The organism is Rhodococcus pseudokoreensis, assembly GCF_017068395.1.
GTDB lineage: Bacteria > Actinomycetota > Actinomycetes > Mycobacteriales > Mycobacteriaceae > Rhodococcus_F > Rhodococcus_F pseudokoreensis.
In genome coordinates this window covers 134,276-158,693 of sequence record NZ_CP070618.1, presented here as the reverse complement: position 1 = coordinate 158,693, position 24,418 = coordinate 134,276, and the positions used below count along the sequence as shown (strand labels likewise).

Here is a 24,418-nt window from a genome sequence, read left to right as displayed (position 1 = left end):
GAGCGCGTGATCGACAACGACGATCTGCTCTATCGCGTGGACTCGCACTACCTCGGCCCCTCCGGCAGAACGCTCCCGATTCGCATCCGGTACTCCGCCGTCGGGGTGGGTGCCGCGATCTTGGTCACGGTCTTCGTTGCCGCCCGCATGATCGTGCACGTCCCGCTGGGCTTCACCCCGCTGGCGGTGATGGTCACGCTCACCGTCTTTCTCACCACCAAGATCACCCGATACATCAACGCTGACCGTCCCCTACATTCCGTGTTCATCGCGGCGTGGAACGACTTGGTGGCGCCACGGTCGCCGAAGCCCGGACAGACCGTCCTGGCCCCGGTGCCAGCTGCATCACGGCCTGGCGTCCTCGACCTGTCCGCTACCCCTATCGAAGGTGAGAGCCGATGAGTCTGAACAAGGACATTGCCGCCCTGTTCGACCCGAACTTCGACGAGCCGGAACCGCCCGTCGTGCCGCCGGGTGCCCTGCCTCCCTCCTGGGCCGCTGCGATGCGCGGCGCCGCCTCCGCCATCTCGCCGGCAGAACCGGCAACGCCGCACCTGGCCTGGTCTCAGGTCTCCGACGCCGGCATGCCGCCGGGCGAATCACTCAGGGCACCTGCGGCAAGGCCCGCGCCGGCCGAGCCGCCCGCCGGCGAAGAACCCACTGGGCCGCGGCGACGTCGTAAGCGCGGCACGACCTCCGAAGCCGAGTTCGATCGGCAGCGCACCGCGGCGAAGAAGCAGGCCAAACGTGACCGCAAGGCCATCCGGCTCGCCCTGACCGGCGTCGAGGGCAACATCACCCGTACCCGCAGCACCTCGACAGCATGGTTCGTCCAGCCTCCAGGGCCCTGGAATATGAGACCGGTCGGCCGGCAGCGTCAGTACATTCGTAGCGAGGCTTTAGTGTTGGCCAACCTCGCCGAATCCGGTGTGACGACCTTGCATCGGCGAGTAGTTCGTACGCCGTGGCCGGTGCGGCAATGGGCGCAGCAACACGACGCGTGGGCCGAGCCGATCGATGATGTTCCCGGTGCCCTGTCGTGGGCGGACTACCTGCACGGTCACCAGCACGCGATGCTGTGGGACAACCCCACCCTCAAGGGTCGGTACTGGGGCATCGACCTGCCGCCGCGGTCAAGACTCGGACAGGCACTCGACGCCATCGCGCAGATTCTGGGATACGCCCTCGACTGGCCGCTGCTCGGACGTCTGGCTCGGTTGGTGCGCCGATGGGCTGCCAACGCGTTCGTCACTGAGCGGGACACGATGGCCGAGCATCTAGCCACCATCGAACGCCACCTCGCCGGGCAGGGCGTGCGGGCGCGGCCGGCGACACCTGGGCAGATGGACTATCTGCTGCGGCGCTCGGCCACACTCGGATTACCCCTCGATGCGGACGGCGTGCTCGCCGGCGGCGGCGACTGGGAAGCCTCCGACATCCCGGCACTCGAGGACCTCGCTCAGGTCGCGCTCACCCCCGGTGACGGGTACACCACAGTCTCGGGTCTGGTGGACGGTCATGACTACACCGGTTACGCGATCGTGCTGACAGTCGGGCGCATGGCGCCGCTGCCGATCCCCGAGCGGATGTTGCCCTGGCAGGTCATCGGCGACTCATCAGGCGAGCCGATCGAATGGTCCGAACGCATCCGCGTGCACAGCAAGGGCGAAACGCTGCGCAAGATGCGCCGGCTGACCTCGAAGATCGAGGCGCAGTTCGATCACTACACCGTCGAGCACGACGAGTCACCTCCGCAGGAGTTGGCCGAACAGCACACGCGGGCACAACACGTCATCTCCGACATCGAAGAGGACCACTCGGGGCTGTCGGTGCGCACAGAGGGTTACTACCGGCTCCTGGTGGTAGGTGCGTCCCCCGAGGAGGCGAAGAACAAGGTCGCGATGATGCGCGAGATGTACGCCCCACACATCTCTCTCGAACAAGAGCACGGCCAGTACCAGATGCTGCGCGAGTTCATGCCGGGCGAGCGGCTGGCGAATTACGCGCACTGCCGCCGGATGAACGTCGAATCCCTCTCCGCCGGCATGGCGGCCGTGGGAGATCGCCTCGGTGACCGGACCGGGGTGGTGCTCGGCCAGACCGCGAGCATCGCCCCACGACCGGTGATTTGGGATTTGTTTGCCGCGCACTCGAAGAAGGACAAGTCCGGGCTGACTCCGGTCGTCGCCGTCCCCGGCTCCGGCAAGACGTTCCTCGCCGGGGTGACCGTCTATCAGGCGGTGCGTGCCGGCGCCTACGGTGTGGTGCTCGACCCGTCGGGTCCACTCAAGAAGCTCGCGCAACTGCCCGAATTCCGCGGCATCGCAGAAGTTCACGCGCTCACCGGCCGCAGCTCACGGCCCGGGTCGCTCAACCCGTATCGAGTGATCGTCGACCCACGCCGCACCGATCCCGAGTACGACCCGGCCGGCCCCGACTACCTCGACGACCTCGACCCGGCCGCGGCCGCGGCCGCTCAGTACGAAGCGGACATGCGCGCGGCCGCCGCCGAACGAATCTCGGTCGCGGTGTCGGTGCTGAAGATGATGCTCACCCCGGCCCGGCTCGAGCACGAGTGGACCGAGACCGTTCTGCAGACCGCGGCGAACAAGGTCGGCGGCGAACGGCATCACAACTTGCGCGAGGTCCTCGACGCCATCGCCGTGATCGGCGGCGAGGACGAGAACGTAGATCTGCGCACCTGCGCGAGGAGCGTGCACCAGGACCTGGTGATGATGGCGGACCTCGCCGAGGCTCGCGTGCTGTTTCCCGAGGAGGGCACGCGCGGCGAGGTCGACGACGTCGACAGCAGCATCCGGCTGACAGTCCTGACGATGCCCGGACTGCAGCTTCCTCCCGAGCACACCGATCCGTCGCAGTGGACGCCGCAACAGCGGATGGCCGGGCCCTTGATGCACATGGCCGCGTGGCTGGCCAACCGACTTGTCTACGAGCTGCCCCGGCACGTGCGCAAGGTTCTGTTCCTCGACGAGAACAAGTACCTCGAGCAGACCGGCGCCGGTCGCACCCTGAACCAGCGGATCTCTCGCGACTCCCGCAAGTGGTACGTCCGGGCGCTGGTGTGCAGCCAGCTGCCCGATGACTTCCTCGGTGTCGACGGGTCCGACGACAAGTCCGCCTTGTCCTACGAGGTGATCATCGGCGACCTCGGCGGCAACGCCCACGCGATCGAGGGCGGGCTGAAATTGCTGAACCTGCCCCTCGGTGAGGGCTATGAAGACCTGCTGGCCAATCTCGGCAGCGGCGGCGAGGACACCCTCGACGAGGACACCGACACAAGCGACTTCGACCAGGCCCGCCGGTTCGTGATCAAGATGGCCGACGACATCGAACTCGTCCGGTCGGACTGGACGCACTTCACGCACCTGGCGCACGTGTTCGACGCATTGAACTCGCGGGCCACCCGAAGCGCCTTCGGGGGTGCCGCATGATCGGCCCGCTGCGTCCCCCTCTCCCCCGCGTGGCCACCGCTGCTCAGGGAGGTCGACTCCGGCGCTATGTGAGCATCTGGGCGCGGTTTGCGGTCGTGCTGGCGCTGGCACTGGCACCGGTCATCACTCCCGGCGGCCCGATCGCTGCCGCCGACGGGTTCGACTGCAAGGACGTACCTCGCCCAGAGTTCCCCAACGACGTGTTCGAGACGTACTTCGACGCCACCAGCGCCGACCGGACACCGATGCCCGAAGGCGGCGGCCAAGGCTCGACCGGCTACCAGTCCTACGGTTGGGCGGGGCTGAACTGGTCCACCTACGACCTCGGCTGCGGCAACGATCTGGTCCGCGCCCCCGACGCCGTCGGTGACACCGGACTCGGCAACATGTTCATGACCATCGGCAAGTCGCTCGCGGCGGCCGCATTCTGGCTCGACGACCAGACCAAGACAGGCCAGCATGCCGCGGCAGCCGGTGTCGGCTCGGCACTCGAGAACTTCGACCGCATCCTCGACTCCATCGTCACCGGAATGTCCGGCGTATACGGAATCTGGCTCGGACTCGGCCTCACCGCGGCGTCGACGATCATGCTGTGGAAGGCGTTCAAGGCGGACGCCGCGGGGGTCACCAAGACCGCAGGCGTCGCCGCTGCCGCGCTGACATTGGGCGCATTGATGGTCGGGGCGCCGCAGAAGGCGATCGACATCGCCGACGACACCTTCGGGGCGGTGATCACCGAAACCCAGGACGAGATCTTCTCGGTCTCGTTCGGCGACGGCGACGGTGCCGGAACTCTTGCGGGCGGCGAGACCGACCCGCGGAACGTGCTGCTCGACAAAATCTTTCTCGAGGACTGGCGCAAGGGATGGTTCGGCACGAACTACGACCCTCAGGACGCCGCCGGCTTGGGTCCGAAGCTGCGAGATGCACTGGCGTTCAGCTACGTCGAACAGCGAGCGGTCGCCGACGACCCGAACGCACAGAGCGAGCTGGCCGATCAGAAGGCTGACAAGTTCCGCGAGATCGTCGCGTCCCTGGAAAAGGACCACAAGCTCTCCTATCACCAGTTCCAGGGCAAAGAGTCCGGCCGGTCCTCGACCGGATTCATGGCAATGGTCAAACTGGGCCTGCCCTCAATCCTGTGGATCGGCGCATCGCTCCTCAAGCTCACCGCCCTGCTGGCCATCCGGTTGGCGATCCTGTTCGCACCGGTGTGGGTGCCGATCGCCATTGCCCACGGTGGGCTGCTCGCGCGGGCATTCCGGATGCTCGCCTCGGCCTTCCTGTGGGGGGTGGCCGGCGCTGTCATCGTGGCGCTGTACCTGATGATGGTGGTGCAGCTCTACGTCACCAGCAGCGGAGCGGTCGACGGCAGCTGGCGCCTGTGGTTCATGGTCTTGCTGTCCGTCGTGTGCTGGTCAGCGATGCGCCCGTTCAAGCGGATGACGCAGACCTTCACTCAGAACAACGCGAGCATGGTCAACCGCAAGGCCCGCGGCGCCCAGAAGTCGATGAAACGCAAGCTGTTCGAGGCCGGCAGTTTCGTCGCTGGCGGTCCGGCCTCGGCGATCGCCGAGAAGGCCGCGGAGCGGTTCGCCCGACGTGGTGGCCGCGACCTCGACGACAACGACACCTCGATCACCCCGGTACGACCGGAAGGCCGGGGGCTGAACAACCGGCGCCGCCAAGAGCTTGCCGAATCCCGTGCCGGAGCCCGCAAAAACCTGCTCCGCCAGCAACTCGGCCGCGGTGCCCGCTTGGGCTCGGGCAGGAACACCGAGGACCGCGACGCCCGTATCGCAGGGATCGCGGCCATGGCCAGCAGCGATATAGCCAAGAGCCGAAACAAGCTCAGTGACCGCGACACCGACCGCGCCCTGCTGGCCGGTACGTCCGCGTGGCGCCGTCTCGACAAGGACGAAGCCGAGGCCCAGAAGAAGGAACGGCGCGCACGTCGGGAACTGGTCACCGCCTCGGTCGGACAACGCTGGGACGGTGGAAACGGCTCGGCCATCGCGCCGATGCGGGTCTACACCTCCCACCGTGGCACCGCCGCGTCTGGCAGCGCGGTGTCGAACTCGGCGCCGCGCCAGCGCATGCGGAGCCAGCAGTCCCATGCGCGCCTGTGGGACGCCGCTCTCGGTAATCAGTCCACCTCCCCCCGGAACACGGACAGGTACAACTGATGACATCCTCCGGTCCCAACCCCGTCCTCGCGCCGATCCGCCGATGGGTGCTCTACTCACGCACCAACCTGGCAATCACCGTCGTGTCGGCGATCCTGGGACTGTTCCTCATCGGCATGATTTTCGGCGAGCAGAAGCTGGCCACGAACACCGCGAAGACCACCACGGCCGCCGCATCGAGCACCACACCGGCAAAGGTGGAGCCCATCAGCTACGAGCTGACCCCGGTCCGCGAGTCCGCGGTGGCCGGCAAACCGGCAAACAAGGTGGCCGCCACCGCCCCGGCCACCGCGATGGCGTACGCACACGCATACGTCGACGCCACGCCTTCGGATACCAAGTGGACCGAGGTGATCGCCCGATACACCTCCGTCCAACCGGGCGACACCCTGCTGGCCGCACGGCCGCAAACGATGGTGGCCATCACCGGTCCGACGGCCAGCGAACTGATCAACGCAGAAGGTGGCACGCGCAAGGCTGAGGTGACGATCCCGACTCAGGCCGGGCACCTTCGAGTGACGCTCGTCGTCGAGGACACCATCAGCGGCGGGCAGCGATGGGTGGTCGACACTCCCCTGCCCACCCTCGACATGTCCGAGGTGGCGATGCTCGCGCCGGACACCGCTGTGCGGCCTGACCCGAACTTCTCGGCACCAATTCCGAACCCGAGCACTCCGGAACCGGCCCCGACGACCGCGCTCCCTACGACGACTCCGCAGGCCAGCGAGGACACCGACGAGCTCCCGAGCCAGAAGCCGCTTCTCTCGCCCGCCTCGGTCCCGGTCCCCGGACCGATCCCTCTCCCTGAACTCGACACCCCACTCCCTGGGGCGTTGTGACCGTCAGCCGCGCCGCGCGGGCGCTGCTGATGACCGGGTCGATCGCAGTGGTGCTCGGAACATCGGCGTGCTCGTTCGCCGGAATCCCGGTGATCCCGAAGGACCGCTGCACGACCGCTCCGGACGACTCCTCCGGGTCCGACATTCGTGCCGGTCAGGTCGGCCCCCTCGCACCGTCCGGACCGATCCGCATGCCGGTCGAGTCCGGCACCACCGAGTTCACCTCCGGATTCGGTGAACGATGGGGCGCCCAGCACCAGGGTGTCGACCTGGCCGGCCCCGTCGGCACGAAGATCCTCGCCGCGCTCGACGGCATAGTCGTCAAGTCGGGAACTGCCAGCGGATTCGGCCACTGGATCGTCGTCGACAGCAACGTCGAGGGAAAGCCCGTCTCCACGGTCTATGGCCACATGTTCGCGGGCGGACTACATGTGTGGGAAGGCCAGCTGGTGCGCGCCGGTGATCACATCGCCGACATCGGAAACGACGGCGGGAGCACCGGTCCGCATCTGCACTTCGAGTACTGGGAAGGCGGCCGACTGCAGGGCGGCACCGCAGTCGATCCGCAAACCAAGCTCGGTGATCTGAACGCACAGACCGGCGGCGCTCCCGCAGCCCCGCACAACGGCGACAACGTGCAGCTCGCCGCCGCATCCCGATCGACAGCGGACTGCGCCGGTTTCGGCATCGCCGGTGCCGGCGAGCTGGCCTCCGGCATCGTTCCGTCTGAGTTCGAGGAACCGATCCGCAGGGCCGGCGGCGTGTGCCCGGAGATCGACTCCCCGCTGATCGCCGCGCAGCTCGAGCAGGAGAACGGATTCCGTTGGGGCGCGGGCGCACCGGTCTCATCCACTGGAGCGATGGGCCCGGCCCAGTTCATGCCCGGAACTTGGGCGACGTGGGGTAAGGACTACGACGGGGACGGCAAGGCCGATCCGAACTCGATCGGTGACGCGGTGCTCTCCCAAGCCCACTTCATGTGCGCGCTTCACCAAAACGTCTCCGGCATGATCGGCGCAGGCAAGGCCACCGGGGACCCGGTCGAGCTGACGCTCGCCGCGTACAACGCCGGCCCCGGCGCAGTGCAGCAGTACGGCGGCATCCCTCCGTACCCCGAAACCCAGCACTACGTTCCCAAGATCATGACGGCCCGGGCAAGGTTCACGAACCCGAACTCGACCGGACGGTTCATTCCCGGCCAGTCGGCCAATGGCGGACAGGTCGTCAACGCGGCCCGCGAATACCTCGGCACCCCGTACGTGTGGGGTGGCGGCGGTACCGGCGGCCCGTCCGGTGGCGGGTTCGATTGCTCAGGTTTGACCAGCTACGCCGTGTTCGCCGCCAGCGGAGGCAAGACCACGCTCCCCCGCACCTCGGAGCAGCAGTGGACGGTCGGTGTCGAGATCCCGATCAACGACGCTCAACCCGGCGATCTCGTCTTCGGCTCGTGGGGCCCGGATGGTCCCGGCCATGTCGGCATCTTTGCTGGCAACGGCCAGATGGTTCACGCCCCGACCACCGGCGATGTCGTCAGAGAGGCACCGTTGTTGCAGTCGGGGATGAAGGCCCGACGGATGACCTAACCAGGGGACGTGTCGTCTATTGTAGGTTCTCATGATTGATGTCGCTTTTCTCATCGATCTGTCGCCCAGATGTCGCTTCCGACATTTTAGTGAGAATCGATCTCGGCGTGTCTGCGGCCTGATCCTGGGCTTGGGCGGTTGGGTGTCCGCCATGACTAATGAGGGCAGCCTGATGTGGGCTGGTTTGGCGGGAGTTGTGCCGGGGTCGGAAGTGGCCGTGCGGTTCCGGGGAGACGACGGAGCGTTCGTCGATACGACGTTGCGGCGGTTACCGGTGGAGGAGGTGCTGGCGGGCCGTCCGGTGCGGGAGTTCCGGTCGTGGCAGGGGCGGCGGCACTATTCGGGTTGGTACTGGTCGGCTACCACGGGTGGTCATGTGGTCTACGAGAGCCGTCTGGAACTGGCGAGAATCCTTCTAGCGGACCAGGACCCGACCGTGGTGGCGATCGCGGCGCAACCGTTCCTGCTCGAAGGTGTCGATGGCGATCGGAAACGACGGCATGTGCCGGATCTGCTGCTGGCGCACAAGGATGGAACGCTGACGGTGGTGGACGTGAAGGCAGCTGCCCGCGTTGCCGATCCGAAGGTTGCGGCTCAGTTCGCGTGGACGAGGGCGGTGTGTGAGCGACACGGTTTCGGGTTCGAGGTATGGACGGGTGCCGATGCGGTGCTGGTGGAGAACTTGCGCTTTCTGGCCGGGTATCGGCGGCCTGCCACGATCGCGACCGAACTGGTGCCGGCGGTGATCGATGCGGCGGTCGTGCCGGTGGCGATCTCCGCTTTGGAACGGCGGCTGGGCCTGTCGGTGCCGCAGTGGCTGGTGCGACCGGTGATCCTGCACCTGTTGTGGCGATCGTGGCTGGTGGCGGATCTGTCGCGGGTTCTCGGCGGCGACACGCTGGTGTCGGCGGAGGTGGTGGCGTGAACGCGCGCACGGTGACGGTCGCGGTCGGGGCGGGGCTGATGGTCGACGGCGACGCGGCGCGGGTCGTGGAGTTCGACGGCCGTAAGGTGGTCGTTGAGTACGCGGACGGCCGCTACGGAAGCTTCGCTTTGGCGGAGTTCGTCTCGCGGGCACGTGGTTTGGAGCCGGTCGAGGAAGGTCTGGATCCGGGGCTGGTGCTGGCGGGGCTGTCACCGGCCGAGCGGGAGCAGGCCGCAGCGCGAGGCGAGCATGTCCGGGAGGTGTTGACCGGCTACAGGTCCGGTTACGCCGAGGCCGCGCGCACAGATGAGCCCCGCCCCGGCTATGCGCCGGCGGTGGGGCTGAAGGCACGCTGCGAGGCCAAGGCCGCGGAGTTGGGGGTGGCGTCGCGCACTGTCGAGCGGTGGGTGGCCGCCTACCGGGATGCCGGTGAGGCGGGGCTGGTCGATGACCGGCGCGGCCGTGGCCGCGGCTCGACGGTGGATCCGCGCTGGGAGGCGGCGGTGGCCGCGGAGCTGGCGGCGGGGGTGTCGGCGTCGACACCGACCCGCTCGGCGGTGCTGATGCGAGCCGCCGAGCGGCTCGAGCGCGACCACGGGGTGGGAGTGGTGGCGCTGCCGTCGCAGGCGACCGCCTATCGGCGGCTGGCAGAGCTGGTTAAGGGCACGAACGCGGTGAGTGGGTCGGCGAAGGCGCGGCGTTCGATCGCCCAACGCCCGAAGGGGGTTTACGGCCGGCTGCGCGCCACGCGTCCGGGTGAGTATCTGATTCTGGATACCCAGGATCTGGATGTGTTCGCGATGGAGCCGGTGACCTGTCGGTGGGTGCGGGCGCAGCTGACGGTCGCGCAGGATCTCTTCGACCGGCAGATCCTGGGGTTGAAGGTGACCCCGGTGTCCACGAAATCGGTTGATGTCGCCAGTGTGTTGTTCGAGTCGGTCACAGGCCGCAGCGCGGGGCGCCCAGCGTTGGGGCCGGTGCACGGGTTGCCGAAGCATCTGGTGTTCACCGAGGAGAACACCGGCGCCGACGCCGAGATCTGGTGCCCGCCCGAGACCCTGGTGATCGATCACGGCAAGGCGTTCCTGTCGGCGCATGTGATCGGGGTCTGCGCCCGATTGGGGATCTCGATCCAGCCGGCCCAACCGCGCAAGCCCACCGACAAGCCCACGGTCGAGAGGTTCTTTCGTTCGTTGAGAGAGGGTCTGATACAACATCTTCCGGCCTACAAGGGCCCGGACCTGCACAGCCGCGGAGAAGGTCTCGAGGAGCAGGCGTTTTTGTTCCTGCACGAGCTCGAGGATGTGATCCGCGACTGGATCGTGACGGTCTACCACCCGAGTGACCATGACGGGATCGCGGTCGCCGAGTGGCCGAATCTGGCGATGTCGCCGAATGACATGTTCGCCCTGGGCATCGCCAAGGCGGGAGTGTTGCGGATCCCGGCCGCCCCGGAGCTCGCCTTGGAGTTCCTGCGGGTGGTCAAACGCACCATCCAGCATTACGGCGTCGAGATCGACGGCCGCCGCTACAACGGTCCTGCACTGGACGGCTACCGCAACGCGACCAGCCCCTACGGCGGCCTCGACGCCGGGAAATGGCCGTTTCGCGTCAACGACGACGATGTCCGCCACATCTACTTTCAAGACCCGGGCGATGGGCAGTGGCATCAGCTCGACTGGGAACACGCGCCGATGCTGGGCACTCCCTTCTCCGACGAGGCCGCCCGCTACGCCCGCATCCTCGCCCGCCGCACCGACCGTTTCACCGACCCCGCCGAGACGCTGGCCACATTGCTGAGCCGGTGGGATGCGGGTGAGGTTCTCGACCGGCGCGAACGGCGCATGGCCGCCCGGCTGGCGGCCGAGCGCAGCGGCCTGGCCGCGGCAGCCGAGCTCGAACTGGCCGCCGACCCTGTTCCGGCGCTGAGCGCCGCCACCACCAGCTCGGGCCCGCCGGTGGTTGGCGACGACGATGACGACAGCGAGATCCTCGACGACGTCGACGACTTCTACGCCGACGCGCTGGAGGTGCTCGAGTGAGCAGCGCCTACAGCCTCTCCCGCAAGGACGGGTGGCGCCGGTTCGTCGACACCGCGCCCCGCACCCGGCCCGACACCCTTACCGCTACGGCGTTGTCCGCCTTGGGGAGTGACGCCCGCGAGGACTATGACGACGCCCGCCACGACTGGCACGCCAACTTCGGCACCATCGCCACCCCGCAGCTGAAGGCGGTGCGCGACGAATTGGAGTTGATCGTCGCCTCGAATCGTCAAGATCCCGATCGTGTTCGGGGCGCGGCGGTCATCGACGGGTTCCCCGGTCTGGGCAAGACGACCATCGTCAACCTGTTCGGCCGCGACTATCACCGCCAGGCCCTGCGTCGCCGCGGCCCGGTCACCGAGTCCGGTGATGAGCACATTCCGGTGTTCCGGGTCGGTCTGACCTCGAACACCACGCTGCGGACGTTGAACAAGATGATCTGCCAGTTCTACGGGCATCCCGGCGCCGATCGCGGCAGCGCCGCCCAGTTGGCCACCTACGCCCTGGACTGCGTCCTCTCGTGTGATTCGCGGGTCGGGATCATCGATGATATTCACTTCATCGACCAGAACAGCCGAGACGGGCTCGCCGTCAGCAATCACCTGAAATGGCTGGCCAATGAGCTGCCGGTGACGTTCATCTACGCCGGAGTCGGTCTCGGAGAACGCCGGTTCTTCGAGGAGGGCCTGTCCGGGTCCTCGGCCGCGTTGGCGCAAAGCGCCCGGCGCTGGACCCGCCTCGAAGTCGGCACCTTCGCCCACGACCGTCACTGGAAATCCCTGGTCAAGGCGGTCGACAAACAGTTGGTGCTCACCTGCTGGCAGCCCGGACAGCTCACCGGCCTGGCCGACTACCTGTTCGCCCGCACCGGCGGGCACATCGGGTCGCTGATGACGCTGATCAACCGCGGCTGCTTCAAAGCGATCCGCACCGGAGCCGAGGCGATGTCACAGGAGCTGCTCGACACCGTCCGCATCGACGAAGCCTCCGAAAAGGCACGCCACCGGCTCGAAGCCGCGACCCGCACGAGAGTCGAGCGCAAGCAGGTGAGGCGATGACCACGATCACCACTCTGCCGTTGCGAACACCGATCACCGCCGGCGAGAGCCTGGATTCCTGGATCGACGCGCTGGCCCGCCGCAACGACACCTCCCCGCGGGAAGTGCTGCGCGCCTTGGGCACCGATCACCTCGGTCTATCGATCCGCCAGCTGGTCGATGAACTTGATTCCACGGAGCTGCGCCGCATCGAAGCCGCTACCGGGCTGCCGGCCCGTCGTCTCGACGCCGCGACCGGTCCCGCCGTCCCCGGGATCGAACGGCTATCGATGCATTGTTCACGGTTCTGCCCGCGCTGTTTGGCCGAGGCCGACGGGCGTTGGCAACTGTCGTGGCGGTCGAGTTGGGCGATGGTCTGCGGTCGGCACCGGCTGCTGCTGCACGACACCTGCCCGGGACCGGACTGCCGAGCAACGCCCCGAGTGCAGATCGTCGGCGGCGCCACCGCACCACCGGCGTCGACCTGCAGCCGCCCCATTAGTCGGTCGTGGCTGCGTTGCGGCGGCGAGCTATTCGCCGCGGCGGACCTACCCGCCCCCGACGAAGTCCTCGATGCCCAGTCCTGGATCGATCAACTGATGGCCGCGGCCCGCGCACCTGGCCCCGATCCGGCCCATGCGACACTGACCGATCTGCATCTGGTGGTGGCCTGGTTGCTGCGCCTGGACCGCGCGGCCGCGATCGCTGCGGCCCGCGCGATCAACCCGCGTCGGCACGCGACTCCGCCGCAACCGCGCAACGGCAGCCCGCCCGACCTCGATGCGGCACTGACCGCGGCGCTTCTGATTCGCGCCAGGACTGTTCTCGGGGACGACGAGGCTAGCGCGATCGACGAGCTGCGCACACTGGTGACGAACCATCCTAATCCACAACGGGTCTCGCCACCAGAGTTCACCAAGCGACACTTTGTGGTCATGCCGAGCCAATTTCCCAACCGCTATCTGCGCGCCGTCGACGCCGATCTACCCGGAGCCGTCCGGCTGCGCATGCGGACAATCACTGCCTCGGCCGCAATACCGCGCGCCGATGGGGCTGCGCGGATCCGGATGCTGCCGCAACTGTTCTGGCCCGACTGGGCCGGCCGTCTGCTGCCCGTCGCGGGCGGCTTCCACACCGACCTGTTCCGAGCTGCTCTCAGTGTCCTGCTGACCGTCCCCGGTGATCCCTCGCAGCGGATGGACACCCACGCCGGGTTGTTGAACCCACGCGTCACCGCCGCCAACCTGAGCATCACCCTGCAAGGATTCGACAAGCTTCCCAGCGGATCGGCGCTGACCGATGTCCTCGTGCTTCTCTGCCGCATCACCGAACACCTCGACCAACACGGCACACCGATCGACTACCAGCGGAGACGTGAGCAGATCCCCGCCGAAACCATCACCTGGGACCAGTGGCGTGACCTCGCCTGTTCGGTCGGAGCGCACCCCGGCAAGCACCGTCAAGGACGGCTGCGGCACGCCCAACGTCACCTGCATCAACTGCTGTCCGGTGCCGACCTCGCCGACCACCGCCACCCACTGGCGTTCCGCAGCCCCAATGACCGCGGCACCTTCGTCGAGTTCACCACCGCCATGGCAGCGCCGCTGCGCCGAGCCCTGAACGAACACGCCGAATCCATACTGGTTAACCTCGCCATCGACGAACCACTGACCTGGTCGCCACCAACCGACCTCGCCGACGGGCTCGCCCTGCCGGGCATCGATACCGGCGACCTCGACCCCGACAAGGTCAGTCGCCTGGTCGTCGACGAACACCGCTCCTCGAGGGAGGCCGCCGAGGTTCTCGGCGTCCACCTCGAGCACGTCCGCATCGCGATGGAACGTCTCGACCAACCACGACGACAGTGGGCGCCCCATGCGGCACCCGCCGCATGGTTGCGTGAACAACACGCCGCCAGGCTGTTCACCCGCGAGTTCTTCGATCGCGAATACATCCAGGCCGGACGCAGCCTGAACGACATCGCCGCCGACACCGGCATCGGCCGCCACATCATCACCCGATTCGCCAAACAAGCCGGGATCTCCCTGCGCAGGGCCCGTGCACCCTTCCGCATCGACCCGGTCTGGCTGCGCGAGCAGTACTGCGCGCAGCTTCGTTCGACCGCCGACATCGCCGTCGAACTCGGCACCGAGCAGATGCGCGTCAACAATGCCCTGCATCAGCACGGCATCCCGGTTCGGCCGCAAGGCGTCGCGAGCCGCACCGAGATGATCATGACCTTCGACCACCTCCCACCGATCATCCGCGCATCTGTCGAGGGCACCCTGCACGGTTGGATTCGGCTGCACCGCTTCCGGATCACGATGGCGTTCCCTTCCCTGGGCACCGCCGCCGGCTACCTCGGAATCAAGTCGAACAGCCTGCTCCACCAACTCCGACTCCTCGAACATCACGTCGGAGCACCCCTGTTCCACCGATCCCGTCGCGGCACCGCGCACAAGCCCACCCCACACGGACAGACGCTGCTGCGCGAACTCGACAACGAGCACGTTCAGCCACTGATGACCGCCGCCCTGCATGCCTGCAGTGCCCTCGCAATGCCCGACGCGAAGACCCTCGCACACGCGGTGCGCGAAGCAATGACACCGCCACGAAACCCTGGCCTCCTCAAACCTTTCAGAGATATCCCCGTCGGTCGGCTGCGGATGACCCGCACCACGCTCACCCTGCTACGCCACCTCACCACAACCGATGCCGAGGAGTTCTATGGCCACGGCCTGCATCAATGCACCAGCATCCAACACGGCACCCTCTACCCACTCCTGAGAAGTCTCGAACAAGCCGGATGGCTCACCAGCCGCGACGAAGACGAGGCCGACTGGCTCGCGGGCGCCCCACCCGGATGCGGACCAGGACGACGCCGCACCTACTACCGACTCACCCCAGACGGGCGGCGCGCTGCCCTCCGCGAACTCAACACGCCAAGAAAGCGACAGAACAGTGAGAACCCAGGAGCGACAAACCCATGAGAAACCACACCATCAGCCCAGGACAGCCACGACCAGGACGACAAGAAGGACGAGAACCTACATCTATGCGGGTCAAGCCACATTTTCACGGACAGAAAGGAACTGGAGATGACGGTTCGTAAGGTCCTGGTCGTTCTCGTCCTGACTGTGATGGCCGGTCTTTTCGTGTACCTGCACTTCACTGGCGACGACCGAGACGGCCCGGACGCGGGCGCCCAGCGGGACACCACAACCAACCACCCAACGACAACCAGCGCCACCGCCGCACTCGAGGACACGATCCCGCAGCAATCGGCCGGCGCCCACGCGGCCGAGGATGCCGCCCGTCAAGGCTTGACGGTGGCATTTACCTGGAACCCGGCAACCGACGGCTCTCCTTCCGATGCGTATGCCCGGGCCCGCCCATGGTTCACCGAGGTATTCGCCGCCCGCACGATCATCGACGGCGGCCCCGAGCGCGGGCCCGGCATTCAGTGGGACCAGTGGGCGAGCCAGGGCGCCAAAGTTGTTGCCGACGTCGACCTTGGCTGCTCGGGATGCCCACCAGATTCCGAGACCGTCGTCCATCGTGTCGCCACCATTTCTCAAACCGCGATCGTCGGCGAGCAGACCGAAGAGGTCACTCCCGACACCACCGTGTGGATCACTTTGATCCGAACCATCGAACGGTGGCTTATCGACGACATCCGCTATTGACACCGACGGTCCCCGGCGTGCTTGTGGTTGTCCTCCGGAAACACCAGACAGACGGCAGGCGTTGGGCTCTGACACCTGAGACGTGCTACCTTCCCAGGTCGGTGGCTTGACTTATGGTCTGCATCAGGGGATTTCACTCCCCATCGTTGATCGAGAAGGGCTGAGATGAGGAAATCCACATTCGTTGCTGCCGGTGCGGCAACCGTCACGGCTGTCACCCTATCCCTGGCAGCCTGCTCCAGCTCGGAGTCCGAGACTGGCAACGCCGGAACGGTGGCCCCACCTGTGGACACGTCGGTCAAAGACCAATGGGAGGACGCGATCTCCATCGGGGTCGGCAACAAGCAGGGCACCGGCCTCGTCACCCAGTCTGCAGCTGACCAGGTCACCGCGCGCTGCATCGATGAGGGCGACACCCTCAAGATCGAGTTCACGGCTCCGGACGGTTGGCACGCCCAGCTCACGCACGGCTCGCAGATCGTGAAGGTGAAGAACGACGATCTCGGCTACCCCGAACACGATTTCGAGACCCCAGAAGGGATCATCGAGGCGACTCAGCCTCAGAAGGATGAGCCCAACCGCTTTTCGATGGGCGTCACCTGGGACAAGCCCGGGCCTGGCGAGGTCGAGGTCCAGCTTGAGGACGAGACACCCCCACACTGGGTGGTCGACTCGCCGTACAAGGAATTCGCGATGTACGCCCACATCACCTGCGCAAGCTGACACGTTCCCGACATCCATCCCGTCAGGGATGTGCCATCTGCGCTGATCAACACCGGTTTTTGCGCACTTCATTTCTCCAACTACAAGTACCCGAGGAGACCTCGATGGCATTCCACACTCCGTACGGATCCTCACGTCCTGCGCCGCCGGTCACCGGACAACCACGTCCCCACATCGCCGCGCAGCGGCAGGATGGTCCGTCGACGACCGAGTTGATCCACTCCCGGATCTTCAGCGACTTCCGCCCGGATCGGTCATCTCACCGAAGCTGATTGCATTTCCGCGCGGACGCAGAAAGCTGGGGCACTTCCTCGGAAGTGCCCCAGCTTCAGGGACGTGTCGTCTATGCAGCTAGGAGGCTGAATTCAGTGCCCCATGCCGATGCCGCCGTCGACATTGATGACGGTGCCGGTGATGTAGGCGGCTCCCGGGCTCAGCAGGAATGCCGCGGTGGCAGCGACCTCTTCAGGCTTGCCGAACCTGCCCAGGGGAATGTGTGACAGTGCCGTCTCGACGACCTTGTCGCTGACCGCCGCGGCCATGTCGGTCTCGGTGAAGCCGGGAGCGATGACGTTGGCCGTGATGCCACGGGAGCCGAGTTCGCGGGCCAGCGAGCGGGTGATACCGACGACCCCGGCCTTGGCTGCGGTGTAGTTCACCTGTCCGGGCATGCCCGAAAGGCCGCTGGCCGAGCCGATGACCACGAAGCGGCCGGCACGGTGCTTGAGCATGTTGCGAGTCGCTCGCTTGGTGACCCGGAAGACGCCGGTCAGGTTGGTGTCGACCACGCGGATGAACTGTTCGCTGCTCATGCGCATGACGAGGGTGTCGTCGGTGATGCCGGCGTTGGCGACGACGCCTTCAATGGGACCGTCTGCGGTCTCGACATGGGTGAACGCGCGGTCGACCGAGTCGTCGTCGGTCACATCGCATTCGACGCCGTGGACGCCGTCCGGTACGGCGGAGCCACGGTGCGTGCCCCACACGGTGTGCCCCTCTTTGACGAGATGGCTGGCGATCGCGGCGCCGATTCCTCGGTTGGCTCCGGTGACGAGGACGCGCAAGGGTTTACCTCCAGGTAGTGATTTCATCGTTCAAAAAGATGTGGTGGGAAATATCAGACCGGTGCCGGAACGGCGTCTTCCTCGACCAGCAGGATGATGGCGACCGGGTCGCCGTGCTTCTCACGCGCCGAGTGCAGGGCGAAGGTCGACGCTATGAAGCGCTCGCCGTTGATTTCAAGCTTCTGGTCAGATGGCGTCTGGCCGTCGGTTCGGGTCAACTCGTCGAGGTTGACTTGCTCCATGACCTGCGTGATCCGATTCTCCCCGAGCGGCGCGAGACGGCCGATCGTGGTCAGCGGGATCTTGTCTCGGGCTTCGACGAGAAGCAGCGTGGCGTTGCTGAACCGGATGAGGGACGAGATATTGGCTTCCAGCTCACGGTGTTCGATCTTGAGTGTGAGGCCGTAGAGATGCCGCTGTTCACCCTCGTCGGTGACGCGTAGGCGGCAGCTCGACCACATGTGGACGTATTCTTCCCCGCCGGGACGTAGGCTCCAATAGCTCTGGATGAGATCGCCGTCGTCACCGGTCAAGGCGTCGTAGTAGCCGCCGACCATCGAAAAGGCGTCCTCAGGGTTGAGCCAAGTGAAGAGGTGTTGGACATGGCGTTCCTCGCCGGCCTGCCGGCCGTCCCCGATCATGCCGGGATCGTCGCCGCTGGTGCGTGTGGTCTTTGCCGTCATATCCAGGACCCAGGCGTTGTAGGTTGGGCGCGGATCTGGCTTGCGAGTTCCCACCCAGAGGATCAGTCCCACGGGGGTGCCGTCGGCTGCGTCGATCTGGTGCGTCTCGACATTCAGTCCGTCCACCGCCGGAATGGAGCGCCCGTCGAGCGTCGCTTCCACTACCGCGCGCACGACTGCCTCACCGGCTCTGTCGAGACCGAGTTCGCTCGCGCATCGCTTCAGCCGACGGGCGACCCGCTCTCCCGCCGCCGAGTGGATGAACACTTCCCCTGTATGCCGGGTGCCGATGATATCGACAGCCAGCCACATCCCCTGGATAGCCATTGCCTCAGCATATGGGAGGTACCCGTTGACCTTTCGCGGTGCCCGACCAACCCTAGGCGGTTCGAGAACACGTTCTCGGTTGCTCCGAATTAGCCCGATCTCCGGATCGTGCGACACGGAGCCGCCTTCCATCGTTTCGTCTTGCACATGCGTTACACCGGTTGGTATGTTTCCGCTGCGACCGATGGTGCAGGGCACTCTCGGACCGCAAGCACCGACCGGTGAGCGATTCCTGGTTGGAAGCAGATGGCCTGCGCGGCAAGCGCGTTGGGTCCGCTTTCAGCTACCCAGAATCGGGGAACCGGTAATGCCCACTCTCACTTCACTTCTCGGCGGTAACTCGTCATCCGCTGTCGCTGCGCGCCCAATTCCACTATCCGGTTCGTCGCAGAAGGACGGACCGGAGCCGTCGCCGCTTCATCTTTCAGGCGGGCGTGCCCGGTGGGCGGCTCCGCGCGCGTTCGTACGACTCACGCAGCTCGCCGCCCGGGATTCCGAGAGCAGCGGACAGCTTTGCGGCAACGTCCTCGGTGAGGCGAGCCTCGCCGCGCTCGATCGCCCCGACCATCGTTGTGCTGATGCCAGCCTTCTTGCCGAGTTCCGGCTGGGTGAGACCGAGAAGAACGCGCCAGTCACCGGGGTACCTACCCTCGGACGGAACGATGACGAGGTCCGACATCTGGAGGCCGAGCGCACGCACCACCTTCGCCAGGTGGTCGATCTGCGGCGATCGGGCCCCCGTCTCCCAACGGCCGATCGCGGTCTCGGTGACATCGGAAACGCGCGCGAGATCTCCGCGCGACATGCCGGCTTTCTCCCGCGCCGCCGTGAGGCGCTTCGGGACAAAGCCGCGGATTACTTTTCGAGACACGAGCCGGGCTCTTCGTGCGACAGGGTGGCCTTCATTGCTAGACACCATGCGCCTCCAGATATAAGCTCGACACACCGTCCTTCAATAACGGTATGTTTTGTCGGTACATTACATCGCTCACATCGGGGAGGATGAGTCGCCAGAACAATGAGAAATCCCCTGGTCGTTAGCACCGACCAGGGGACCCCGTAGCCAAACCGACTGTTAGCCGCAGCCGGAAAAGCCGAGAAGTCGAGGGTTAGCCGCCCTCGCTTCGAATGCAGAAATGGACCCTCTGCCATGAATACGTTAGTTGGCGCGTCAACTACGCGCCCAGTGCCTCCTGAGATTGAAACCGATCCGCGACTCGTACTCGCTGCACACAAGCGCGTGAACGGGAAATGCTCCGGGTGCGGATATATCGGCCCCCAGAGCCAGCCGCTGTGCGACCTAGCCGCCAAAGCGCTACGCGTACTCGCCGACCGAGGTATGCGACCGCCACACGTGCGTGCCCTCACTGACCACTCCGACCAGGAACTACTACGGCTCGCCGACCAGCACAGCGGTGACCATCGGTGCCGGCGGTGCGGCTTCGCCTACTCGAAGACCGTGCGTTCCTGCCCGGCGTATCGCCGCATCCGCGACGCCCTCGAAGCCCGCGGCCTGATGCAACTCACTCCCGCCGTCTCCCCCGACCGCGGCCTGTGCGCCAGCAAAGGAACCGGCTGGGCAGTCGATGGCATCGACATCGCTTCCTGGCGTAAGGCTATGGACACGTGCGCACAGTGCCCACTGCTGGCTCGTTGCCAGGAACAGCTGAACGCTCTCCTCGATCGCGGGGAGCGACCACGCGAACAGATCGTCGCTTCTTTGCTGTTCACCACCACTGGACAAGTCATCGACCGGGCAAGCCTCGACCGGTACGCCATCAGCCGTGGCCGCAGCACCCGCACACGGCCGGCAACCGTGGTGCCGGCCGTCAAACTCCTTGAGGTGGCGGCATGACCTCACTCGTCGACCAGGTCTACTTCATGGCCAACGGCCAAGTCGAGACCCCAGCCACCGAGGGGCCCTCCGCTGTTCGGTGGGGATGGTTCGCCGACCTCTACGCTCATCCGCACTGGGGCCTCGTCACGGTCCCCGGATTCTCGCAGGCTGAGGCACAGACTGTCGCCTCCCTCTGCCGCGCCACACCGATCGCCTCGGTGGACTCGATCTCAGCACGCTGGGATGTATTCGAGCAGCTCGCGGCGATCAAGCTCGATCGCGCGCCGTCTGATTTCGCGTGGGCAGCGGTAGCCAACTCCGCGATCGATGCCCGCGATTACTTGGCCGGCGGCAACTTCAGTGGCGCAGAAACGGTCACCAGCGCCTTCTGGGCTCATTTCTCGACTCAACCCGCAGCAGTCGCCGAGAGTCAGATCTCCGCGGCAATCGAAGCGTGGAACACCCGTTTTCACAGCTCAGCAAGAGGGGCAGCCGCATGACCAACCTCACCGCCACCGACCGCCACGGACACGAATGGGAACTCATCCCGATGCGAGAAACGATCTGCGCTCGCAAGATCGTCGAAAAGGCTGCTACGCCGACCGTGCTCAACGCAGATCAACTCCTCACCAACCACGGCCCCCTGCTGCTCTCCACCGATCGGCCGATGTTCAGCGTGGGTACGTGGGATTCGCTCGTCGACGTCGTCGACCTGGTCGCCACAGATCCAGAGACAGCCACCATCGAGCAGATCCGGAAGGTCGCCTCTGTGGCCCAACTCATGCTCGCAACGACGCCGCATCAGCAGCACATAGAGGCGGTGCCGATGCCGCGTCCGCTCCCCCATTCAGCACGCGCGAGCCTCCGCAGTCTGGAGGGGGGCCCGTGGTGAGATGGTTACCGACCTGTGTCCAAAGAGAAAGAAGTGCTGCATGTGACTGAGTAACCAACGAACGTCCTCGATCAATAGAACTCAAAAGAGCAGACCCTCAGAAACAAGAAAACCCCCTGGTGGGGGTGGTTTCGGATCAGGAACCGCTACCGCGGTATTCGTCGAGGAGGACTTGGTCGGTCCTCCTACCAGAGGGTGATGGCCTGGCCGGGCCGTCACATTTTCTCTGAGGGTGAGAGTCAGAAGTTAGCGCTTCTGAAACTCGTACTGCACATCCCCGAAGGGACATTCACACACCGTGAATACGTCTCAGGATAACGCATTGCCTGAAACAGCATCAAGAACCCAATATTCCACGCTCGGCGTGTCGTCGGACACTTCCGCGTACACACCCGATACCGCCCCCGATTCGGAGTTGGCGGCCCTCGTCGTCGACGCGAAACGGTGGGTCGGGGAACTTGAACAGCTCAACCACACCAGCGGTCAACGTGGCAGCTCATGGATGCTGCCCATCCCCGATGGCGCCTACCTGGGTATCCCGGTCTGGTCCAGTCCGGGCGAGTGGCTGCGGCAGCTTCGATATGTGGTGACCCATACCGAGACCGGCAGGACCGCGGTCAAACGGCACCGCATCGGCGTTGAAAGTCTGGTCGCGGTCGGGACCGCCCACGCCCGATTCGCTGACACCGAGACGGGTCGGGATATGACCGCTGCGGTGGAGAAAATCGAACGTGTGGCAGGGGTGTCCGAGTCGGTGGTCCACCGCGCCCGCCGAGTCCTGCGTGATCTGGGAATGGGCCACGAGATCGTTCGCGGTCGCCACCTCCGGGGACACGAGTTCATGGCAGCTGAGCTGCATCACGGTGGCCACCAGCATCGGGCCGCGAGTGTGTGGGCCTTGTCGAGCCCGAGATGGGTCGTCGAGGCCACTCCCCAAGCAGAGATTCCCGGGCGCACCCCCTCGCGGTCTGCGCACCGCGCGCAGACGTATCGGCAACGCCGTCAACGGCAGCAGGCAGCAGCAGCCAAAGCCCAGGCGAGCAATCCACAGGTCACCGGGCGTGACACCCTATCTTCTGGCTCTTCTGTTCTTGAGAAGTTCTCTCGTAAGAGAGAACTCACCAAGCGCGCGCGAACGCACGCAGGAGCAATTACCGCCAATACCAACCAGCCTCTGCACACCCAACGCGCGGCCGCAGAACTCGCCCATCTCGCCCCTGCACTAACTCCGGATAAGCATATCGGCCAGCTCGTAGATGTACTCGTAAGCACCGGCATCGACACCACCCGCTGGACCGGCCGCGACATCGCCGACGCCCTCACACGCGACACTCAAGACCGTGGTTGGACCTGGCCCGACGCGAAGAGCTGGAACACCGGCGGCTACACGGTCCAAAACCCAGTCCGGTACGCCCACATGCGACTCTCGCGCATCGATTTCACCGGCCCCTCACCGAGCCAGCAACGAGCCAGAATCGACGTCCAGAGACGCGTTGAGCAGGCAGCACGCGCTAATGAGGCCGCGACGGCCCGATCCCGGGCAGCAAGTTCCGAACACCGCGCGGCGATGCGCGCGAATTGGCGCACACTCGCCGCCACGCACGCCTCACACCAAGGGGTCCACGAATGATCACCGCCTACACCAAGCCGCCGTTTGTTCGGTGCACTGACACCAACCGGGCTGTGATGAAGGCCGGACTCGAACGCAGCCTGGCCGACATAGCCTCGACCGTGACTTCTGGAAGCAGCACGAAACGAAGGGCGTTACTCCATGGGTTCCCGCAGCCACGAAGGATTTGGGCATAGGATGCCGCAAACCGCCGCGTTCACCCCCGCCCCTACCCCGAGGACGGAATCTCACGTGTCGACGAGCCAGACGAAGGCGAAAGCCAGACCGCGCCGCTCCCCCACTCGCCAGCAACGAACAGCGCAGGTCAGCAAAAACTCCGACTCTGTCCGCGAACGGCTACGTACCGGGACTACCTCTGTCGTCGTCGACACTGCTGGAAGTGAGATAGACCTCGACGACCGCACGTTCGCCAAAGCCAGGACGGACGAGTGGACCATCCGCATCATCGGTACGTCTCTGGTGCGCATTCACCTCGATACCCCGCTCCCGGAGACCGCGCAGATCGTGGCCACCGACGCTGCCCGACTACAAATCACAGGGCATGTGCGCCTCTACGCCTACACCAACACCATCGTCGACGCGTTCGATCATTGTGGCGTGATCGCACGCAACCACGCCACCATCAACGCCTGCGACAACGCCCAGGTCAATGCGACGGACAGCACCTTCGTCAACGCCTATGACAACGCCGTTGTCTACGCCGAAGGTGATGCGGTGGTCCACGCCGGCGGCAACACGCACCTCGTTCTCAGCGAAAACGCCAGAGCAACCACCCAACGCGGTGTCACCGTCCATGGGCCCTCCCGCAAGAATGTCTCCGTCCGACGCTGAGATCCGTTGCCGACCAAGTTTCACTGGAGGTGGCAGAAATTGAATTGACACCACGCGCTGGACGGAAATCGCACGAGCGCTTGATCGAGACACGCTGTACGCGGCTGGAGCTGGCCGAACGCTGTCCGCAGCATTTCACCGTTGGGGATTGGCCGGGGGAAGAGCCCTCCCGGGAACTCCACGCCGCCGGGAGCTGGATGCCCGTGCGGGCGAACTCGAACACCGCAACACCCAAGTCGCTTCCTCAAATCACCGAGCCGGCGGGTTCCGTTGGTGTTGCTCGATTTCCGCGGACGATGCATCGCTGGTCGTTTAGTGGGGACGTGCCGTTTTCCCATGTCAATGTGAGCGATTGACATCTCAGGGGGCGCAGGGTTCCGAATCCTCTACCTCCACTGGCGGGCCAGCGACGACTGCAGCAGTGTGCTGGTTCACCTCAAGCGGCCCGGAATTGGGCCGGAGGTCAACGCCAAGATCCTGCTTGGGCTCCGCAGGCGGCAGTGAGGTCCTCTCTGCGGCCGTTGCTTCTCGTGGGGTCTGGCTCCGAGTCTCTTCATTGCTCACGGTCCCATCTCCGGGGGCCATCCCCCGCCATCCTCGTTTGACGGGTAAGTCACGCTCGAAAGCCACCACCCGTGGGCGCGGTCTTGGTTTCTGGTGATGTGCGAAGTCGCGAGAGGA

Annotated in this window: 19 protein-coding genes; 16 read left to right on the top strand and 3 right to left on the bottom strand. The window is 65.7% G+C overall.

Features of this window, described 5'->3' with window-relative positions:
• Positions 1-6: 6 nt before the first annotated feature.
• The 11 genes from JWS13_RS05325 (at position 7) to JWS13_RS05275 (ending at position 16,473) form a co-directional block, all read left to right on the top strand.
• The gene (locus JWS13_RS05325) at positions 7-402 is read left to right on the top strand and encodes a hypothetical protein (RefSeq protein WP_206004834.1); all 396 of its coding nucleotides are present in this window, start codon (positions 7-9) and stop codon (positions 400-402) included.
• Entirely contained in the window at positions 399-3,452 is a 3,054-nt protein-coding gene (locus tag JWS13_RS05320; protein WP_206004833.1) for an ATP-binding protein, read from the top strand. Before JWS13_RS05325 ends, JWS13_RS05320 begins: the two co-directional genes overlap by 4 nt.
• Positions 3,449-5,638 carry a PrsW family intramembrane metalloprotease gene (locus tag JWS13_RS05315; RefSeq protein WP_420854997.1) on the top strand — a complete coding sequence of 730 codons (2,190 nt, stop codon included), beginning with the start codon at positions 3,449-3,451 and terminating at the stop codon, positions 5,636-5,638. Before JWS13_RS05320 ends, JWS13_RS05315 begins: the two co-directional genes overlap by 4 nt.
• Positions 5,638-6,477, top strand: a complete 840-nt coding sequence (locus JWS13_RS05310) for a hypothetical protein (protein WP_206004832.1) — start codon at positions 5,638-5,640, stop codon at positions 6,475-6,477. The genes JWS13_RS05315 and JWS13_RS05310 overlap by 1 nt, the downstream gene beginning before the upstream one ends.
• The gene (locus tag JWS13_RS05305; protein ID WP_206004831.1) at positions 6,474-8,060 is read left to right on the top strand and encodes a peptidoglycan DD-metalloendopeptidase family protein; all 1,587 of its coding nucleotides are present in this window, start codon (positions 6,474-6,476) and stop codon (positions 8,058-8,060) included. The genes JWS13_RS05310 and JWS13_RS05305 overlap by 4 nt, the downstream gene beginning before the upstream one ends.
• Before the next feature lie 31 nt (positions 8,061-8,091).
• A complete protein-coding gene (locus JWS13_RS05300) occupies positions 8,092-8,985 on the top strand; it encodes a TnsA-like heteromeric transposase endonuclease subunit (RefSeq protein ID WP_241032032.1) in 894 nt (297 codons plus the stop codon).
• Positions 8,982-11,027 (top strand): helix-turn-helix domain-containing protein, encoded by a 2,046-nt coding sequence (locus JWS13_RS05295; protein ID WP_206004372.1) that lies wholly within the window; start codon positions 8,982-8,984, stop codon positions 11,025-11,027. The genes JWS13_RS05300 and JWS13_RS05295 overlap by 4 nt, the downstream gene beginning before the upstream one ends.
• A complete protein-coding gene (locus JWS13_RS05290; protein WP_206004373.1) occupies positions 11,024-12,085 on the top strand; it encodes an AAA family ATPase in 1,062 nt (353 codons plus the stop codon). Before JWS13_RS05295 ends, JWS13_RS05290 begins: the two co-directional genes overlap by 4 nt.
• Positions 12,082-15,054, top strand: a complete 2,973-nt coding sequence (locus tag JWS13_RS05285; RefSeq protein ID WP_206004374.1) for a TniQ family protein — start codon at positions 12,082-12,084, stop codon at positions 15,052-15,054. The genes JWS13_RS05290 and JWS13_RS05285 overlap by 4 nt, the downstream gene beginning before the upstream one ends.
• Positions 15,055-15,204: 150 nt before the next feature.
• The gene (locus JWS13_RS05280; RefSeq protein WP_241032102.1) at positions 15,205-15,750 is read left to right on the top strand and encodes a hypothetical protein; all 546 of its coding nucleotides are present in this window, start codon (positions 15,205-15,207) and stop codon (positions 15,748-15,750) included.
• Positions 15,751-16,035: 285 nt separating this feature from the next.
• The gene (locus tag JWS13_RS05275; protein ID WP_206004829.1) at positions 16,036-16,473 is read left to right on the top strand and encodes a hypothetical protein; all 438 of its coding nucleotides are present in this window, start codon (positions 16,036-16,038) and stop codon (positions 16,471-16,473) included.
• Between the two features lie 365 nt (positions 16,474-16,838).
• Here JWS13_RS05275 and fabG read toward each other — a convergent pair whose 3' ends face one another.
• The 3 genes from fabG to JWS13_RS05260 form a co-directional block, all read right to left on the bottom strand.
• Positions 16,839-17,564, bottom strand: coding sequence for a 3-oxoacyl-ACP reductase FabG (fabG, locus tag JWS13_RS05270; RefSeq protein WP_206004828.1), 726 nt, complete (start codon positions 17,562-17,564; stop codon positions 16,839-16,841).
• Between the two features lie 26 nt (positions 17,565-17,590).
• Positions 17,591-18,547: a hypothetical protein gene (locus JWS13_RS05265; RefSeq protein ID WP_241032101.1), complete on the bottom strand. Its 957-nt coding sequence runs from the start codon at positions 18,545-18,547 to the stop codon at positions 17,591-17,593.
• A gap of 424 nt (positions 18,548-18,971) precedes the next feature.
• Complete coding sequence (locus JWS13_RS05260) at positions 18,972-19,466, bottom strand: helix-turn-helix transcriptional regulator (protein WP_338050650.1); 495 nt, start codon at positions 19,464-19,466, stop codon at positions 18,972-18,974.
• A gap of 435 nt (positions 19,467-19,901) precedes the next feature.
• Between JWS13_RS05260 and JWS13_RS05255 the strand changes: the two genes are divergently transcribed.
• From JWS13_RS05255 to JWS13_RS05235, 5 genes are all read left to right on the top strand, one after another.
• Positions 19,902-20,402, top strand: coding sequence for a hypothetical protein (locus JWS13_RS05255; RefSeq protein WP_206004826.1), 501 nt, complete (start codon positions 19,902-19,904; stop codon positions 20,400-20,402).
• Positions 20,399-20,884: a hypothetical protein gene (locus JWS13_RS05250; protein ID WP_206004825.1), complete on the top strand. Its 486-nt coding sequence runs from the start codon at positions 20,399-20,401 to the stop codon at positions 20,882-20,884. Before JWS13_RS05255 ends, JWS13_RS05250 begins: the two co-directional genes overlap by 4 nt.
• Positions 20,881-21,276, top strand: a complete 396-nt coding sequence (locus tag JWS13_RS05245; protein ID WP_206004824.1) for a hypothetical protein — start codon at positions 20,881-20,883, stop codon at positions 21,274-21,276. Before JWS13_RS05250 ends, JWS13_RS05245 begins: the two co-directional genes overlap by 4 nt.
• 298 nt (positions 21,277-21,574) lie before the next feature.
• Positions 21,575-22,906 carry a hypothetical protein gene (locus JWS13_RS05240; protein ID WP_206004823.1) on the top strand — a complete coding sequence of 444 codons (1,332 nt, stop codon included), beginning with the start codon at positions 21,575-21,577 and terminating at the stop codon, positions 22,904-22,906.
• A 231-nt stretch (positions 22,907-23,137) separates the two neighbouring features.
• Complete coding sequence (locus JWS13_RS05235) at positions 23,138-23,737, top strand: hypothetical protein (protein ID WP_206004822.1); 600 nt, start codon at positions 23,138-23,140, stop codon at positions 23,735-23,737.
• Positions 23,738-24,418: the final 681 nt, after the last annotated feature.